17 protein-coding genes are annotated in these 16,609 nt (G+C 67.2%); 4 read left to right on the top strand and 13 right to left on the bottom strand.

Features of this window, described 5'->3' with window-relative positions; genetic code table 11:
• Positions 1 to 87: 87 nt before the first annotated feature.
• A complete protein-coding gene (locus H7A85_RS06085; RefSeq protein WP_182084979.1) occupies positions 88 to 441 on the bottom strand; it encodes a DUF2267 domain-containing protein in 354 nt (117 codons plus the stop codon).
• A gap of 177 nt (positions 442 to 618) precedes the next feature.
• On the opposite strand from H7A85_RS06085, the gene H7A85_RS06080 reads away from it, so the two are divergent.
• The 3 genes from H7A85_RS06080 (at position 619) to H7A85_RS06070 (ending at position 3,043) form a co-directional block, all read left to right on the top strand.
• Complete coding sequence (locus tag H7A85_RS06080) at positions 619 to 2,220, top strand: helicase HerA-like domain-containing protein (RefSeq protein ID WP_182085097.1); 1,602 nt, start codon at positions 619 to 621, stop codon at positions 2,218 to 2,220.
• 66 nt (positions 2,221 to 2,286) lie between these two features.
• The gene (locus H7A85_RS06075) at positions 2,287 to 2,517 is read left to right on the top strand and encodes a TM2 domain-containing protein (protein WP_182084978.1); all 231 of its coding nucleotides are present in this window, start codon (positions 2,287 to 2,289) and stop codon (positions 2,515 to 2,517) included.
• 79 nt (positions 2,518 to 2,596) lie between these two features.
• Positions 2,597 to 3,043 carry a DUF983 domain-containing protein gene (locus H7A85_RS06070; RefSeq protein WP_182084977.1) on the top strand — a complete coding sequence of 149 codons (447 nt, stop codon included), beginning with the start codon at positions 2,597 to 2,599 and terminating at the stop codon, positions 3,041 to 3,043.
• 140 nt (positions 3,044 to 3,183) lie between these two features.
• Here H7A85_RS06070 and H7A85_RS06065 read toward each other — a convergent pair whose 3' ends face one another.
• The 12 genes from H7A85_RS06065 to H7A85_RS06010 form a co-directional block, all read right to left on the bottom strand.
• Entirely contained in the window at positions 3,184 to 3,360 is a 177-nt protein-coding gene (locus H7A85_RS06065) for a hypothetical protein (RefSeq protein ID WP_182084976.1), read from the bottom strand.
• 120 nt (positions 3,361 to 3,480) lie between these two features.
• Positions 3,481 to 4,431, bottom strand: a complete 951-nt coding sequence (locus tag H7A85_RS06060; RefSeq protein WP_182084975.1) for an alpha/beta hydrolase — start codon at positions 4,429 to 4,431, stop codon at positions 3,481 to 3,483.
• Positions 4,428 to 5,579 carry a Gfo/Idh/MocA family oxidoreductase gene (locus H7A85_RS06055; RefSeq protein ID WP_182084974.1) on the bottom strand — a complete coding sequence of 384 codons (1,152 nt, stop codon included), beginning with the start codon at positions 5,577 to 5,579 and terminating at the stop codon, positions 4,428 to 4,430. The genes H7A85_RS06060 and H7A85_RS06055 overlap by 4 nt, the downstream gene beginning before the upstream one ends.
• Positions 5,580 to 5,613: 34 nt before the next feature.
• Positions 5,614 to 6,900 (bottom strand): D-tagatose-bisphosphate aldolase, class II, non-catalytic subunit, encoded by a 1,287-nt coding sequence (locus H7A85_RS06050; RefSeq protein ID WP_182084973.1) that lies wholly within the window; start codon positions 6,898 to 6,900, stop codon positions 5,614 to 5,616.
• Positions 6,897 to 7,847 (bottom strand): sugar kinase, encoded by a 951-nt coding sequence (locus H7A85_RS06045; protein WP_182084972.1) that lies wholly within the window; start codon positions 7,845 to 7,847, stop codon positions 6,897 to 6,899. The genes H7A85_RS06050 and H7A85_RS06045 overlap by 4 nt, the downstream gene beginning before the upstream one ends.
• Positions 7,848 to 8,020: 173 nt before the next feature.
• Positions 8,021 to 8,827, bottom strand: a complete 807-nt coding sequence (locus tag H7A85_RS06040) for a DeoR/GlpR family DNA-binding transcription regulator (RefSeq protein ID WP_182084971.1) — start codon at positions 8,825 to 8,827, stop codon at positions 8,021 to 8,023.
• Between the two features lie 56 nt (positions 8,828 to 8,883).
• Positions 8,884 to 9,657, bottom strand: coding sequence for an SDR family oxidoreductase (locus H7A85_RS06035; RefSeq protein WP_182084970.1), 774 nt, complete (start codon positions 9,655 to 9,657; stop codon positions 8,884 to 8,886).
• The gene (gene ugpC, locus H7A85_RS06030) at positions 9,657 to 10,757 is read right to left on the bottom strand and encodes a sn-glycerol-3-phosphate ABC transporter ATP-binding protein UgpC (protein ID WP_182084969.1); all 1,101 of its coding nucleotides are present in this window, start codon (positions 10,755 to 10,757) and stop codon (positions 9,657 to 9,659) included. Before ugpC ends, H7A85_RS06035 begins: the two co-directional genes overlap by 1 nt.
• Before the next feature lie 9 nt (positions 10,758 to 10,766).
• Positions 10,767 to 11,588 carry a carbohydrate ABC transporter permease gene (locus tag H7A85_RS06025; RefSeq protein WP_182084968.1) on the bottom strand — a complete coding sequence of 274 codons (822 nt, stop codon included), beginning with the start codon at positions 11,586 to 11,588 and terminating at the stop codon, positions 10,767 to 10,769.
• 2 nt (positions 11,589 to 11,590) lie between these two features.
• Complete coding sequence (locus H7A85_RS06020) at positions 11,591 to 12,481, bottom strand: sugar ABC transporter permease (RefSeq protein ID WP_182084967.1); 891 nt, start codon at positions 12,479 to 12,481, stop codon at positions 11,591 to 11,593.
• 120 nt (positions 12,482 to 12,601) lie between these two features.
• Positions 12,602 to 13,909, bottom strand: coding sequence for a sugar ABC transporter substrate-binding protein (locus tag H7A85_RS06015; RefSeq protein WP_182084966.1), 1,308 nt, complete (start codon positions 13,907 to 13,909; stop codon positions 12,602 to 12,604).
• A 69-nt stretch (positions 13,910 to 13,978) separates the two neighbouring features.
• Entirely contained in the window at positions 13,979 to 15,238 is a 1,260-nt protein-coding gene (locus H7A85_RS06010; protein WP_182084965.1) for an ADP-dependent glucokinase/phosphofructokinase, read from the bottom strand.
• A 315-nt stretch (positions 15,239 to 15,553) separates the two neighbouring features.
• Between H7A85_RS06010 and H7A85_RS06005 the strand changes: the two genes are divergently transcribed.
• Positions 15,554 to 16,597 (top strand): hypothetical protein, encoded by a 1,044-nt coding sequence (locus H7A85_RS06005; RefSeq protein WP_182084964.1) that lies wholly within the window; start codon positions 15,554 to 15,556, stop codon positions 16,595 to 16,597.
• The last annotated feature ends 12 nt before the right edge of the window (positions 16,598 to 16,609 follow it).

The following is a 16,609-nucleotide window of genomic DNA, read 5'->3' as shown; positions in this document are numbered from 1 at the left end:
CGAGGAGCCAAAGCCTGTGCCGGGCGCAAAGGCAAGCCTCCGGCCGGAGAAAATCCGGTCCGAGGCCCCGGGCGCCCGGCCGCCCGGTCAGACGAAGGGTGCGAGGGCAGGCACCGATGAGATCGCGCGGTTCACCGTGTCTTCGCCCGACGTCGATTTGGAATAGGCGACGAGCTCTTCGGCGACCTGGCGGATCTGCCCCATATCGAGCCCGAGGCCCATGAGCTTGGCACCGAGCGCCATGATGCCCCCGCCCGAAAAGTCGGCGTCGCCCGCCGTGCCGAGCGCCTCGTCGGCTTCCGGCGTTTCGGAAATCATCTGCCCGACGGCCGGATCCGCGCTTTCGGCCTGCATATAGGCCAGGATGTAGCCCACCGAGAGCTTGGCCGTATCGGGCTCGATTTCGGCCGACGCGGCGATCCGGTTCCAGAGTTCGTTCATGATCGTGGAGGGTCCGTAGGGTTCGATGGCGCGGGAAGCGCCTGGAAGGAACGCGAGGATGACAAGACTTGCCCCCGCGCGCAATCGGCCGTCTCCGTCGTTTTGCATGGCACGGCGACCGTCCCGTTGCCGGTTCGACGCCCTATGTCTTGGCTGATCGAACGGGAAGGCGACACCATGCTGGAAGACGGACGCATTTTCCTTGGCGGCATCGGCGCGGGCGGCGGCGAGGGAGGGGAGTATCTCGACCTCGCCTTCGCCAACCGGCACGGGCTGGTGACCGGCGCGACGGGCACGGGCAAGACGGTGACGCTGCAGGTCCTGGCGGAAGGCTTCTCGGACGCCGGTGTGCCGGTGTTCTGCGCCGACATCAAGGGCGATCTGTCCGGGCTGGCGGAGCGCGGCGAGCCGGGGGAAGCGTTCAAGGCGCGAGCGGCCACGATCGGGCTCGAGCCCTACTACAACGACCGATATCCCGCGATCTTCTGGGACCTGTTCGGGCGCAAGGGGCATCCGGTCCGCACCACCGTCTCGGAAATGGGCCCGCTCCTCCTGTCGCGCCTGATGGACCTGAGCGACGCGCAGGAGGGCGTTCTCAACATCGCCTTCCGCATCGCCGACGAGGACGGGCTGCTTCTTCTCGACCTGAAGGACCTTCAGGCCATGCTCGCCCATATCCTCGATCGGGCGGACGAGATCTCGCGCCTCTACGGCAATGTCGGCAAGGCGAGCGTCGGGGCGATCCAGCGCCAGCTCCTGGTTCTCGAGGCGCAGGGCGGCGGGCTGTTCTTCGGCGAGCCGGCGCTGGAGCTTTCCGACATCATGCGCTGCGACCGCGACGGGCGCGGGGTCGTCGGCGTGCTGGCGGCGGACGAGTTGATGCGCAGCCCGCGCCTCTACGCGACCTTTCTCCTGTGGCTCCTGTCGGAGCTGTTCGAGGAGCTCCCGGAGGTCGGCGATCTCGAGAAGCCCAAGCTGGTGTTCGTCTTCGACGAGGCGCATCTCCTTTTCGACGACGCGCCGAAGGCGCTGGTCGACCGTGTGGAGCAGGTGGTGCGCCTGATCCGCTCCAAGGGGGTGGGCGTCTTCTTCGTGACGCAGAACCCGCTCGATTTGCCCGAGAAGGTGCTGGCGCAGCTCGGCAACCGCATCCAGCATGCGCTTCGCGCCTACAGCCCGCGCGAGCAGAAGGCTGTCCGCACCGCCGCCGAGACGTTCCGCCCCAATCCGGCGTTCGATTCGGCGATCGCGATCACCGAACTCGGCGTCGGCGAGGCGCTGGTGTCGGTGCTGGGCAAGGGCGGCGTCCCGACGATGGTCCAGCGGACCCTGATCCGGCCGCCCGCCGGGCGTGTCGGTCCGATCAGCGATGCCGAGCGCGCCGAGATCATGCGCGCAAGCCCCGTCGCCGGGCGCTACGACCATTCGGTGGACCGGGAATCGGCCTATGAGCGCCTGGTCGGTCGGGCGCAGGCGCCCGCCGCCCGCGCCGAGGCGCGAGATGCCGATCGCGACGTCGGGTTCCGGCGCGCGGAGGCCGCCGCCCGGCGCTCGGCTGAGCCGCGCGGGCCCTGGGGCGAGCCGGCGGACAAAAGGCCGGCGGAGCGCGACGAGGCGCCGACGCGCCAGCCCGAGCCGAGGCGCGCGCCCGCGCGGTCCGGCTACCAGCGCCAGACGATCGCCGAGACCGTGATGAAGCAGGTCGGCCGCACGGTGGCTTCCACCGTCACCGGCGCGATCGTGCGCGGCATCCTCGGCTCGTTGAAGCGCGGCCGATAGGTCGTCTCGAAATCGGCCTCCCGCGTTCCCACCTGTCCTGCGACGACGAACGGAGACATCGCGATCATGAAGTCCGGCCCCGCCGCCTTTCTTCTCTGGCTTTGCGGCCTTATCGGCATCTGCGGCCTGCACCGCTTCTATCTCGGCCGGCCCTGGACGGGGCTTTTGTGGCTCCTCACGGTCGGCGTGTTCGGGATCGGGCAGATCATCGACCTGTTTCTCCTCCCGTCCATGATCTGGCAGGACCATCTGGAGCGCCGGCTCGACCGGATGGAAGCGTCCACCGCACTGCGGTGAGAACCGGCCGGGGGTGGCGAGCGCGGCTTTCCGGCTGTATGCCCGATCTGACCCACCATCCCCACCATTCGAGGCCGTCATGAGCACACAACCGAGCGCACCCCGGCTGGAGCCGTGGAAGGTCGGCCTCAGGGGGCGCTGCCCCCGCTGCGGCGAGGGACGACTGTTCGACGGCTTCCTGAAGCTCGCGCCCGGCTGCGAGCGCTGCGGCCTCGATTATTCCTTCGCCGATCCCGCCGACGGACCGGCCTTCTTCGTCGTCTGCTTCGGCTGCATTCCGGCGGTGCTTTTCGCGGTGTGGCTTGAGGTGGCCTACGAGCCGTCCTTCTGGGTCCACGTCTTCGTGTCCCTACCGTTCCTGCTTCTCACCTGCATCCTGCCGCTTCGCCCGTTAAAGGGCTGGCTCGTTGCCAGCCAGTATTATCACAAGGCGGAGGAAGGAAAGCTCGTGCGCGCGGAGGCACCAGCACGGTCGGCGGAGCCGCAGGCTCCGAACACCCCGAATGGGGAAGATAAGGTGGAATAGGTACGGCTGAATTTCCCCGGAAGCCTGTCATCGAATCGTCAAGGCACGGGGCTAAAAGCCACTTCGAAACCACCCGCAGGAGGGCGGCGTTCGGCGTCCCATCCGCCTCGCGCCGCGCCTAGCGACGGGCTTGTCGGACGTCAGTGCAGTTGGGACGGTTTCAGGCCGATGATGTCCAGCGCCACCGAGCAGGCCTCCAGGAAGGCCGCTCGGTCAAGATCGGGATGATGCTCGAAGAAGCGCCGCGCGATGGCGTTGCCGTCGTCTTCCTCCTCGACGAGGCGAAGCACTGTGATGATGGGATCGACCTCTTCCATCGGAACGCCGCTTGTCATTGCACCCCCGCACCGGCGAAATACGGAAGGCATCCCGTTTCGGAAAGGGCTTTGCGGCAATACGCGCCCACCATCCACGAAATTTAGCTGACCAAGGACCCTTCAAGCGCCAGTGGGGGGCTCGAACGAGCGCCACGCCTCGACCGCCGCGCGAACCGTATCGCGCGCCGCGCCGATATGCCGGCCGGCCGATACGAACCCGTGGATCTGGCCGGGATGGCGCTGGAGCACGAGCGGCACGCCGTCGGCCCGCAGCCTTTCGGCATAGGCCTCGCCTTCGTCGTGGAGGATGTCGTATCCCGCGAGCGCGACGAAGGCGGGCGGCGCGTCGGCGAGCGTCTCCACTCTCAGGGGCGAAACGCGCCAGTCCCGCGCCTCGGCCTCGCTTTCGATGTAGTGGTCGCGGAACCAGCGCATGGTGCGGCGGGTAAGGCCGTACCCTTCCGCGTAGCGCCGGTAGCTGTCGGTATCCTGCACCGCGTCCGTGTTCGGGTAGATCAGGAGTTGGGCGGCGACCTGGGGCAGGGACCGATCACGCGCCATCAGGGCGATCACGGCGGCGAGGTTTCCCCCCGCGCTGTCTCCCGCGACCGCGATGCGCGCGGGATCGATGCCGAGCCGGTCGGACTGCTCGTGGAGGAAGCGAAGGGCGGCGGCCCCATCCTCGATCGCGGCGGGAAACGGGTGCTCGGGCGCCAGCCGGTAGTCCGGGCAGGCGACGACGCATCCGCCGAGATTGGCGAACCAGCGACAGATGTCGTCGTGCGACTCGAGATCGCCAATGACCCAACCGCCGCCGTGGAGATAGAGAACCGCCGGGGCGCCCGTTTCCGGTGCGCCGAGCCCGCGATGGATGCGGATGGGAATGGGGGGCCCAAGCCCGGGGACCGTCTCTTCCACGCTGCGTGCGACCGCCTCCCGCTCGCCCTGAAGCTGCGGGTAGGACAGGCGGTAGGCCGCGCGGGCCTCATCCGGCGTACCGTCCTCGAAGGGCGGGGCGCCCGATCGCTTACCCAGACGCAGAACCTCCGCCGCTTCGGGGTCGAGGCTCATGCGGCGGCCCGCGGTTGGCTCAGGAGCGAAGCCGCTTCCTCGTCGCCGAGCGCTGCCGGCCGTTCGGCCGTACCCTCCAAGGCTACAGGCTCTCCCGTTTCGCCCGAGCGAAGGATCGCTTCCATGATCTCCAGGACATGAAGCGCGAGATGGCCGGACGCACGTGCCGGGCGCCCCGTTTCGATCGAGCGGACGAGATCGGCGACGCCGAGCATCCGGTAGTTCGCAAGGCGCGGTGCGTCGAAGGGCCAGTTGAGGGCACCGAAGTCGGAGCCTTCCGTATCGAAATCCGCCCATTCCGCGCCCCGGTCCGACAGCGAGACTGTCCCACCGAACGTGTCGGGATCGGGCAGGCGGAGCGAGCCGCTCGTTCCGTGAAGCTCGATCGGATGATTGGAATGACGAAACACGTCCCACGACGCGCCGAAGGTCACGATCGCGCCGCTGGAGAACTGAAGAAGGGACAGCAGCGTCGTCGGAGTGCCGACCGGAAAGGTGGTATCCTGGAACGGCCCTTCGGCGGTGATCCGCCGCTCGGCCTCGCCCGTGGCGGCGAGCGCCGTGACGCGCGAAACGGGGCCGAGAAGGTTGACCAGCACCGTCAGGTAGTAGGGGCCCATGTCCAGCACCGGACCGCCGCCGGGCTGGTAGTAGAACTGCGGGTTGGGGTGCCAATGCTCCATGCCGCGCCCCATCATGAAGGCGGTGCCGGCTACGGGCTTGCCGATCGCGCCGCCATCCACGAGCGCGCGTGCCCGGCGCCCGGCGGCGCCGAGGAACGTGTCGGGCGCCGAGCCGAGCTTCAACCCACGCCGCTCCGCCTCCGCCACCAGCGCCCGGCCCTCTGCCACCGTGACGCCAAGCGGCTTTTCCGTGAAGACGTGCTTGCCCGCCGAGAGCGCCGACATGGTCACGTCGTGATGGGCGGCAGGAATGGTGAGGTTGAGCACGAGACCGATCTCGGGCGAGGCGAGGAGTTCGTCGACGCTGGAGGCTCGGATGCCGTATTCCGCCGCGCGCCGCTCGGCCATTTCGGGCGCCCGATCGGCGCAGGCGCGCAGTTCGACGCCTGGAAACAGGGCGGCGTTGCGCATGTAGGTCATGGCGATGTTGCCGCAGCCGATGACGCCGATCCCAATGCGGTTCATGCTCGATCGCCTTTCTGCCCTGCGATGAAGTTCGTCACGGCCGTGTCGCCGCGTCGTAGATGTCGAGAACCGCCGTCACGCTTGCCAGGAGAAGCTCGCGCGCCGTCGGCTCCAGCGCGCCGGAGGCGACCGCCGCATGAAGCTTGCCAAGGTGCTGGCCGACGAGTGGAACGGGGATCGGCCGGTCGCCGAGGCGACGCATCAACCGCTCCACCGCCTCCTGGGCTTGGCCGTCGGGCCAGTAGTAGCGAATGCGGTCGCTATAGGAAAAATGGCGCTGGATATGCTGCTCTTCGGCCGAACCGTGGCAGTAGTTCCGCCAGTTGCCCGGCTCCTCCTGCATCAGCGCCTCCATCGCATCGGGCAGCGAAGGCTCGGATGGCGCGGGGTGGAGGATGTCGGCGATGGCGGACAGGCCGTAGAGCGCTTCGCGCAGCGCGAACGTCGCCCAAGGCCCGACCTTCAGGATGGCAAAGCCGTCGCCGACGAGGGAGCGCAAGGCGGAGCCGGGCTGATAGTCGGTGGAATGGGCTTCGAACACCCAGCGCGGCTGATCTCGCAGGAACTGCGTCAGACCTTCCGCCTTCGACGGCTGGTAGACGACGATGTCGGAATGGCCGAACTCGACGCCGGGCTGCACCACCACCGCGATGGCGCGCGAGAAGGCCTCCTCCAAGCCCAGAGCCCGAAACGCCATCTCGTGCACTTCGATCGTGCGGCGGACGGCGGCGGGGTCGGTGATCTCCAGGTGATCCAGCGCGTGCGTCGCGCCGCCGGGCACCGGAACTTCGGTTCCGATCACATAGACCGGCGGCACCAGTCCGCCGCTTCGTACGGCCGCCTCGGCGCGGGCCGCCAGCTGCGCCGCGCGCTCGGCGACGATCTCGTCCGCGAGCGCCGGGAGCTCGCCGGCGCATCCCATGGAAGCGTCGAGATGGAGCTTGGCGAACCCGGCGGCGGCATAGGCTTCGATCATCGCCTCCGCCTTTGCCATGGCCTGTGCCGCAGACAGATGCTTCCACGGGTTGGGGCCGAGATGATCGCCGCCGAGGATCAGCCGCTCCGGTGGGAAGCCGACCGTGGCGGCGATCCGCTCGATGAAGCGGCGGAAGTCGGCCGGTGTCATGCCGGTATAGCCGCCGTCCTGGTTGACCTGATTGCAGGTCGCCTCGATCAGGACGTCGCGCCCGGTCTTGAGACCATGGCGCAGGGTGGCTTCGATCACCAGCGGATGGGCCGAGCAGATCGAGGCGATGCCGGCATGTTCGCCGGCGGCATGACGCGCGGGAAGGGCGCGGAGACGGTCGGCCGCCGTGCTCATGCCGCATCGACCTCGTTCTGGCTGGCGAGGAAGGCGTCGATCTCGGCGCGGAAGGCGGTGCCTTCCATCGGTCCCTTCTTGGCTACCGCCAGCGCGCCGCAGGCATTGGCGAGGCGCAGGGCATCCGCAGGCGCTTCGCCGCGCAGCCAGGCGCACACGAAACCCGCCCCGAAACAGTCTCCCGCGCCCGTCGGGTCGACCTCCTCCGCCCGGAATGCGGGAAGGGCGGTTCGCCCGGCCCGGTCGTAGTGGACGGCGCCCTCGCTTCCCTTCTTGAGGACCACGACGGAGCATCCGCCCGCCAGGATTTCGGCGACGGCGTCCTCCTCCACCTGCGAGCGCGTAAACAGGAACAGCTCGGCGCCGCTCGGCAGGAACACGTCGCATCGCGCCGCCATCCAATGAAGCGCTTCGCGCATGCCGTCCGCCAGAAGCTCGGGCCGAACGTTGGGATCGAAGGACAGGGTGCCGCCGCGTGCCTTGATCCGCTCGACGGCCGTCTTCGTGACCTCGATCGCACCCGCCGAGAACAGGGACGAGCCCATGACGTGGACATGGTCCGCGCGCTCGATCAGCGCCTCGCCCGCGCCATCGAGTGCCATGAGACCGCAGGCGCTGTGGGCGATGTTGTAGACGAAGTTGCGGCTGCCGTCGGCGTTGTAGCGCACGAAGGCGCTTCCCGTGGCCGCGCCCTCGTGGACCGCGATCGCGGACGTATCGACGCCGCTGGCGCGCAGGCGTTCGATGTTGATCGTGCCGAAGTCGTCCGCGCCGACGCTGGAGATCATGCCGCAGGGCTGGCCGAGGCGGCCGACCTGATCGATGAAGATCGCCGGCGCGCCGGAGGGGAAGGGGCCGATCAGCGGGCCCGGCTCCAGAAAGGTCTGTCCGACCCGCGTCGCCATGATCTCGACGACGATCTCGCCGGCCGTCACCACAGTCTTCATCGTTTTCCCTCCGCAGGGCCATACCGCGCCCGCTCCCCCGGTCGCGCCGCACGGCCATTCCCGATCGATGGTCAGGACACGTCCGATGAATGCAAATTCACCGGACGTGTCCTGCCTCCTAGTTCGTCGCATTGCCCGAACGCGAACGCCGGCTCGGCTTTCGCTGGAAATGCTTAGTTCGGCAGCGACACCACGGTCAGTTCGGTGCCGTTGGCGCGGATCCCCGCGCCGATGTCGGGGTCGATCCCCTCGTCGGTGATGAGTTCGCCGATCTGCCCGAGCTGCGCGAAGGTGCAGAAGGCGGGCGCCTGGAACTTGGTGGAATCCACCACGAGCACCGTGCGCCGAGCCGAGGCGATCATGGCGCGCTTGATGGAGGCGACTTCCATCGACGCGTCGGTCAGAAGCGCACCCGTCACAGCGTAGGCGCCGGTGAAGCAGATATCGGCGTGGATCGTCTCGAAGAAGGGCTCGCCCGGTTTCCCGAGCAGGATGTCGGAGCCGGGGCGCAGGGTCCCGCCGGTCACGATGACCCGCCATTCCGGCACGCTCGAGCCGATGCGTGCGATCTCGATATTGTTGGTGACGACTGTGAGCGGAATGCGCCGTGCCGCCGTCGCATGGACCACCTCGATCACGGTGGAGCTGGAATCGAAGATGACGCTTTCGCCGCCGTTCAGCCGCTTCGTGGCTTCCAGCCCGATCGCCACCTTCTGGCGATGCTGATAGTGCGCATTGAGCGCGGGTTCGCGCTCGAACGTGGCGCGCAGCGGCGGGATCAGGAGCGCTCCGCCATGGGTGCGCTCGAGATAGCCCCCTTCGGTCAGCTGCTCCAGATCGCGGCGGATGGTGGACTGCGAGCCGCCGATCGAATCCGTCAGCTCGCCGATCGAGGCCGTCCCGTTGACCTTAAGATAGTCGAGAATCATCGCCCGCCGTTTGGCGGGGATGATTTCGACGCGTTTGGTCGGAGCGTCCATGGCGGGTCCTGACGACACTCGTTTGGGATGGCCAGAGTGGGGCACGTTCACGGCCGTTACCAGATGGTATAGCCGCAATCCACCGTCACGATCGAGCCGGTCATCGCGCTGGCGGCGTCCGTGCTGAGGAAGAGGATCGCGGAAGCGATCTCATCGGCCCGCGCCGGCCGCTTCATCGGCGTGAACTCCATCCAGGTCGGCATCAGCGTGTCGTCGGTGAAGCCGCCGCGCGACATGACCGTGTCGACATAGGTCGGGGCCACCGCGTTGACGCGCACGCCCCGCTCGGCCCACTCGCCGGCGAGCGAGCGGGTCATGTGGTGAACGCCGGCCTTGGCGGCGTTGTAGTGGACCTGCCGCTGCGGCTTGTTGGAGATGAGGCCCGACATGGAGCCGACGGTGACGATGGAGCCGTGCCCGCGCTCCAGCATGGCGCGGCCGAACTCGCGGCAGGACCAGTAGCAGCCGTTCAGATCGACATCGACGACCTTGTGCCAGATTTCGTCCGACATGGATTCGCCCGGCGTGTCGGGCCAGGCAATGCCGGCATTGGCGATCAGGATATCGATTCCACCATGCCGGTCGTTGGCCTCCGCCGCCGCCCGCGCGACCGCCTTGGAGTCGGTGACGTCGAGCGCCACGACGTCGACCTGCCATCCCTTTTCGGCCAGTTCCGCGCGGCCGGCGTCCAGAACGGCCGGGTCCCGGTCCGAGATCACCACCTGGGCGCCGTGCTCCAGAAGCGCTTCGGCTGTGCAAAGACCGATGCCGCGCCCGCCGCCGGTGATGAAGGCCGTGCGTCCCGAAAGGTCGGATTTTTCTTTGTACATCAGTGCATGCCTTGGCTGAGAAGGGTGGCGGAGGGAGCGGAGCTGCGGACGGCTCGCCCGTCGGCCCCGAAGAGGTGGATGCGGGCGGGGTCGGCGCGCAGACGCACCGCGTCGCCGATCGCGGCGGGGGCCTGTTCCGCCGTCTTGACCGTGACGAGATGGCCATCGCCGATGTCGATATGCGTGAGCGTTTCACCACCCAGATGCTCCACCACGGTGACGCGGCCACTCAAGGGGCCGTCCGGCACGACGAGAAGCGCTTCCGGCCGCACGCCGAGCGTCACGGTTTCGCCCTCGGTGATGTCCGGCCTGATGCCGAGCGGAATGGCGGCGCCGTTTTCCAGGAGGACGGCCGAGCTGGTCAGGCGCCCGGCCAGGAGGTTCATCTTCGGGGCGCCGATGAAGCCGGCGACGAAGGTCGTGGCGGGCGACGAGTAGATCTCCATCGGCGCGCCGACCTGCTCGATCCGTCCGCCGTTCACCACGACGATCCGGTCCGCCAGCGTCATCGCCTCCACTTGATCGTGGGTGACGTAGACCATCGTGGCGTCGAGCTCGCGGTGCAGGCGTGCAAGCTCGATGCGCATCTGCATGCGCAACGCCGCGTCGAGATTGGACAAGGGCTCGTCGAACAGGAACACCTTGGGGCTGCGCACGATCGCGCGCCCAATCGCCACGCGCTGTCGCTGGCCGCCCGAAAGCTGGCCGGGGCGGCGGTCGAGATAGGGCTCGAGCTGGAGGATGCGGGCGGCATCGCGCACCTTGGCCGCGCGCTCGGCCTTGCCGACGCCGGCCATGCGCAGGGCGAACCCCATGTTGTCGGCGACCGACATATGCGGGTACAGCGCATAGGATTGGAACACCATGGCGAGCCCGCGCTCGTCCGGCTCCACCTCGTTGACCCGCCGCCCGTCGATCGACAGCTCGCCGGCGGTGATCGTCTCCAGCCCCGCGATCATGCGCAGCATCGTGGTCTTGCCGCAGCCGGACGGCCCGACGAGGACGACGAACTCGCGATCCCGGATCTCGAGATCGACGCCCTTCACGACCTCCAGCGCGCCATAGCTCTTACGAATGTCCCTCAAGGTGACGGTTGCCATATGCGATTCCTACTTGACGGCGCCGAAGGTCAGGCCGCGCACCAGCTGGCGCTGGGTCAGCCAGCCGAACACGAGAATGGGCCCGATGGCGAGCAGCGAGGCCGCCGAAAGCTTCGACCAGAACAGCCCTTGCGGACTGGAGAAGGACGCGATGAAGGCCGTCAGCGGCGTGGCCTGGGACACGGTGAGATTGATGCTCCAGAACGCCTCGTTCCAGGCGAGAATGATCGACAGAAGGGCGGTGGAGGCGATGCCGGGCGCGGTCAGCGGCAGAAGCAGGAAGAGGAACTGCCGGACCGGGCGCGCCCCGTCGAGCCGGGCGGCTTCCAGAATTTCTCGCGGCACCTCGCGGAAGAAGGTGAACAGCATCCAGACGATGATCGGAAGGTTCGCCAGCATATAGAGAAGGATCAGTCCGATCCGGCTGTCGAGAAGGCCCGCGGCCTTGAACATCAGATAGATCGGCACGAGGACGCCGACGGCCGGCATCATCTTGGTCGACAGCATCCACACCAGAAGATCCTTGGCGCGCTTGCCGGGATAGAAGGCCAGCGCATAGGCGGCGGGAAGGCCGACGATGATCCCGAGGAGGGTAGAGCCGAGCGAGATCACCACGCTGTTCATGAAGAAGTGCGGATAGTTCGCCCGGTCCAGAACCTGCTGGAAGGAGCGCAACGTCGGTTCGAAGAAGAGGAGCGGGGGCGTTGCGATCGCCTGCGGCTCGGTCTTGAAGGCGGCGAGCGCCATCCAGAAGATCGGGAAGAACATCAGGAGCGCCAGCCCCCAGCCGATGACGCCCGCCAGGACGCGTTGGCCCATGCGCTTTTCCATGGCTAGCGATCCAGATTGTGCGAGATCGTGCGCACGAGAAAGAAGGCGACGATGTTGGCAAGGATGATGGCCAGAACCCCACCGGCCGACGCGCCGCCGACGTCGTAGTCGAGAAGCGCCGTCTTGTAGATCAGAAAGGGCAGCGTGGTGGAAGCGTTGCCCGGACCCCCGGCCGTCGTCACCAGGATCTCGGCGAAGACCGACAGGAGGAAGATCGTCTCGATCATCACCACGATGGTGATGGAGCGGGCGAGATGGGGCAGGGTGATGAAGGCGAAGAGTTTGAGCCCGCGCGCCCCGTCCATGCGCGCCGCTTCCATCTGCTCGCGGTCGAGCGACTGAAGCGAGGTGAGGAGGATCAGCGTCGCGAAGGGGATCCACTGCCAGGCGACGATGATGCCGACCGAGGTCAGCGGCACTTGAGCGAACCAGTCGACGACGGGCAGTCCGAGCGAACGGGAGATGTAGGCGAAGAGCCCGTTCACGGGATGCATCAGAAGGTTCTTCCAGACCAGCGCGCTGACCGTCGGCATGACGAAGAAGGGCGCGATGCACAGGAGGCGCGCGACGCCCTGGCCCGGGAAGCCCTGATCGAGCGCGACGGCACAGGCAAGCCCCCCGATCACCGAGGCGAGGAGCACGCCGCCGACGAGCAGGACCGTGTTGAGAAGAGCGTTGGCGAGGTTCGGGTCGGAAAGGAGGAACGCATAGTTGCCCCAGCCGACGAACCCTCCGACCGAGGAATCCAGGAGGTTGTAGCGCTGGACCGAGAACCACAGGGTCAGCGCCAGGGGAACGATCATCCACAGGAGCAGGAGGCCGACGCTGGGCGCCAGAAGCGGGCGCGTGGCGACCCTGGGGCCGATCCCTTCCGAGTTGGTAGCGAGCGCCATCAGCGATTCCCGAACGCAAGACCCAAGTTGAACAAGGCGATGGGCGGAAGCGTCGCGACCGAGCCGCGACGTCGCTTCCTCGATTGTCGGCCGGCGCCTTGGGGGCGCCGGCCGGCGAATTCACTTCTTCGGATAGCCGGCCTGCGCCATGGCGCGCGTCGTCAGGTCCTGGGCGGCCTTCAAGGCGTCGTCCACCGACTTCTGCCCCGCGACGACGGCACCGAACTCCTGCCCGACCGAGGTTCCGATCGACTGGAACTCGGGGATGCCGACGAAGCCGATGCCGCGATAGGGCACGGGCTCCTGCGTCGGGCCGTTCACGTCGGCCGACTGGATCGTTTCCAGCGTCAGCTTGGCGAAAGGGGCGGCCTCGATGTACTCGGGGTTGTCGTAGGTCGACTTGCGGGTGCCCGGGGGCACGGTCGCCCAGCCCGTGTCCTTGGCCACGAGATCGATATAGGCCTTGGACGTCGCCCAGTAGATGAACTTGTTGGCGGCATCCGGCGACTTGGAAGAGACCGGCACCGCCAGCGACCAGGCCCAAAGGTAGTGGCTGCCCTTGTCGAACTTGCCGTAGGGCGGATAGGCGTAGCCGACCTTGTCGATCACCGTGCTCTGGTCGGGATCGGCCAGGAACCCGGCGGACACGGTGGCGTCCACCCAGATCCCGCACTTGCCGCTGGCGAAGAGCGCGAGGTTTTCGTTGTAGCCGTTGGACGAGGCGCCCGGCGGGCCGTAGTTCTTGATGAGATCGGTATAGGTGGTCAGCGCCTCGTGCCATTGCGGGCTGTCGAGCTGGGCTTTCCAGTCCATGTCGAACCAGCGCGCGCCGAAGCTGTTGGCCGCCGGCGTGATCTGGCCGATGTTCTCGCCCCAGCCCGGCTTGCCGCGAAGGCACACGCCATAGATGCCATTGGACGGGTCGTGCAGTTTGGCGCCGACCTCGCCGATATCCTTCCATGTCGGGTGCTCGGGCATGGTGACGCCCGCCTTGTCAGTCAGATCCTTGCGATAGAAGGTCATCTGGCTTTCGGCGTAGAAGGGCAGGGCGTAGAGCTTGCCGTCGAACGACAGGCCGTCGCGCACCGACTGGAACACATCGTCGAGGTCGTAGTCCGCCGGCACGTTGTCGAAGGCTTTCAGCCAGCCGCGCTCGCCCCACATCGGCGCTTCGAACATGCCGATGGTCATGACGTCGTACTGGCCGCCATTGGTCGATATGTCGGTGGTGAGGCGCTGGCGAAGCGTGTTCTCCTCCAGAACCACCCAGTTCAGCTTGATGTCGGGATTCTCGTTCTCGAACTCGGTGGACAGCCGCTGCATCACCACCATGTCGTTGTTGTTGACGGTGGCGATGGTCAGCGTCGTCTGCGCGAGCGCGGGCATCGATACGGCGGCGAGCAGACTCGCCAGCAGGATTCTCGTCATTCCCGTTCCTCCCTTGAGCCCGGTCTTGGGCGATGTCTGCAGCGCGGGCTTGGGTGCCCGCGTTCTTCTTCATGCGCGGGCGCGTCGTTCCTCCCGAGACGACATCCGCTCCGCCGAGCCCAAAACCAGAAGGCAGCCGGCGGTGAACGTATCGCCGAGCCCGAGCGTCGTGGTGGGCGAGGCGAGATAGGGGCTGGGAACGGCGATCGTCGCCCAGCCGTCCGTTTCGCGAACCCCATCGAACGGCAACGGATGGAAGCTCGCTCCGTCGGGCACGGAGCGCGGGGCGGCGGGGCGCCCTGCCTGCGAGCGGGCACTGGCGAGAAGGCAGCCGGCGATCAACGCTTCGCGCTCGCTCGCCGGGTCGTCCAGCGTCACCGCGAGCGCCCAATGGTCGGCGTGCACGCAGACCCGTCGAAGGTCCAGCCGACGCGCCAGATCGCGCATGGCTTCCGGCAGGTCGCCATCGCTGATGCCGGACGCCAGATCGCGCATCTCCGAATGGCTCATGCCGAGCGAGGTCACAGCGCCCCGCGCCGCTTCCAGCACCTTGTCGCGCGCAGCCGCGCCGTCATAGGTGCTCATCTCGAGGTGCACGGTCCGCAGGCCGGCGCTTCGCCATTGCCGGGTCAACCCGAACACCCGGTTCGTTTCATCAGCCAGATCGGCGGGCGGCACGCAGTTGAAGCCAGCCACGAGCCCGGCCCCGGCACTGGTCGCCAGATGAGGGGTGAGGCTATCGAAGGCGGCGTCGTGTTCGAGGCCCGGGTCCCCGAAGCGCACGATAATGCGAGAGGAGCGCTGGGGAACGACGTCCGCGACGCGAACCCCGGCGGTGTATTCGAAGATGTAGATATCGGGCCGGCGCTCGCCGCGCGGCTGCACCGAGCGGGCACGAACCGTGCGCTCGCCGTCCGACAGGAGAAGGTTCGGCGGCAGTTGCGCCAGCATGTGGCGGCTGCGGTCGGCCAGATTGACGAGCGCGGGCGCGCCCAGCGTCGTCAGCACCCATCCCGCCTGCGGTCCGACACCGCCCAGCGCGTAGGCGGCCGGGACATGTTCGGCAAGCCATGCCGGCCCACCGGCCCATTCCACCCGCACCTCGCCGCCGACACCTCGCGCGACGCGATCCTTGAGCATGGCGGCGAAGGACACCGCCTCGGCGGTCTCGGCCGACCAGAGCGCTGCCGCGCGCCCAAGCTCGATCTTGGCATCCACGCAGGCGCTCATGCCGCAAAGCGTCAGCGGCGCCGTTTCGGCAAGCGACGGCAGCCGGGTGGCCAGCGCGGCATAGGCGTCATGCCAGTTCGCAATGGTATCGATCATCATCCCAGCGCCAACCGAATTTCCAATCTCGGTCACATTCGGGTTTCTGATTGATATTAGTCAATCAAGAAACGTCATTGTCCCGCAGCATTGTCGTGCTGCGGATGCTCAGTCGTGGCGAGGAAACCTCGTAGATGCGGGATTTGAGAGCTGCGTTCGCATGGGGTTCAACTACGCCGTCCATCAGACTTAAACGGGACTCATTGAAATTTTTCGATTTCCAATGGAATAATTTGGGAGTACGACTCTCGCCGGCCTTGCTTCGACGGTTGCCTCCGGCGCGTCCGCACGGCTCTCGAAGTCAGGGAGGAACGAACCGTGCTACGCTTGGACCAGAAGCTTCAGAAGATCCGCGACGGGCGCTACGCGCCGGGCGACTTCATCATCGCCGACGCGAAGGACAGCGACATGGGCTCGGGGGTCACGGGCACCGGGTTCCTGCGCAACGCGGACGGAACGCAGGGGCGGCGCCGCACGCGCCAGGAGTTTCTCCAAGCCATCGAGGAGATCGTCCGTCAGGATGTCGTCGACATCATGCTCGTCTCGGTCTCGAACCTCGACGAACTCCATGCCCGCGGGGCCTTCGATGGCAGCGCGGTCAAGCCGGCCATCCGAGCCAACGAAACCACCGACTGCTGGGGCGGGGTGCGCCATGAAACCTACGTGTGCCGACCCTCCCACCCGTTCCGCACGGCGCACCTGCCGCAGGTGCGCTACGGATCGGAGGTGCCGCAGCCCGGCGCGCCGGTGAAGGGCACCGATCTCGGCCTTTATTCGGTGACGTTCAACAACGATTTCGACGCCGACATCCGTTCGCTGGAAGCCTTCGCCGATTTCCGCCGCGATGCCGCCGCCAACGAGTTCAAGTATTTCTACGAGGTGTTCAATCCGAACGTCCCGCTGGATCTCGATCGCGATGCGCTCGGCGAATACATGAACGACTGCATTCTGCGCTCGCTCGCCGGTGTTTCGAAGGCCAACCGACCGGAGTTCCTGAAGATCGTCTACAACGGTCCGAAGGCGCTGGAGGAACTGGCCTCGTTCGATTCGACGCTGGTGGTCGGCGTTCTCGGCGGGGGCGCCGGCACCGCGCGCGACACGTTCGAACTGGTGGCGCAGGCCGAGAAGTACGGCGCGCGCGTCGCTCTGTTCGGTCGCAAGATCAATCTCGCGGAATCGCCGCTCGCCATGATCGCCACCATGCGCCATGTCGCCGACGGCGCGCTCGCGCCCGAGGAGGCGGTGCGCGCCTATCACGGCGAGCTTCAGAAGGCCGGGCTGGTGCCTGCGCGTTCGCTGGAAGACGACCGCACCATCACCGAGGCCAACCTGAAGCCGGCATCCTCGCTGCGCGCCGCCTGATCGGCATAGGGA

Origin of the sequence: Aureimonas sp. ME7, from assembly GCF_903970965.1 — a bacterium.
Classification (GTDB): domain Bacteria; phylum Pseudomonadota; class Alphaproteobacteria; order Rhizobiales; family Rhizobiaceae; genus Aureimonas.
This window is presented reverse-complemented; position numbering and strand designations above follow the sequence as displayed.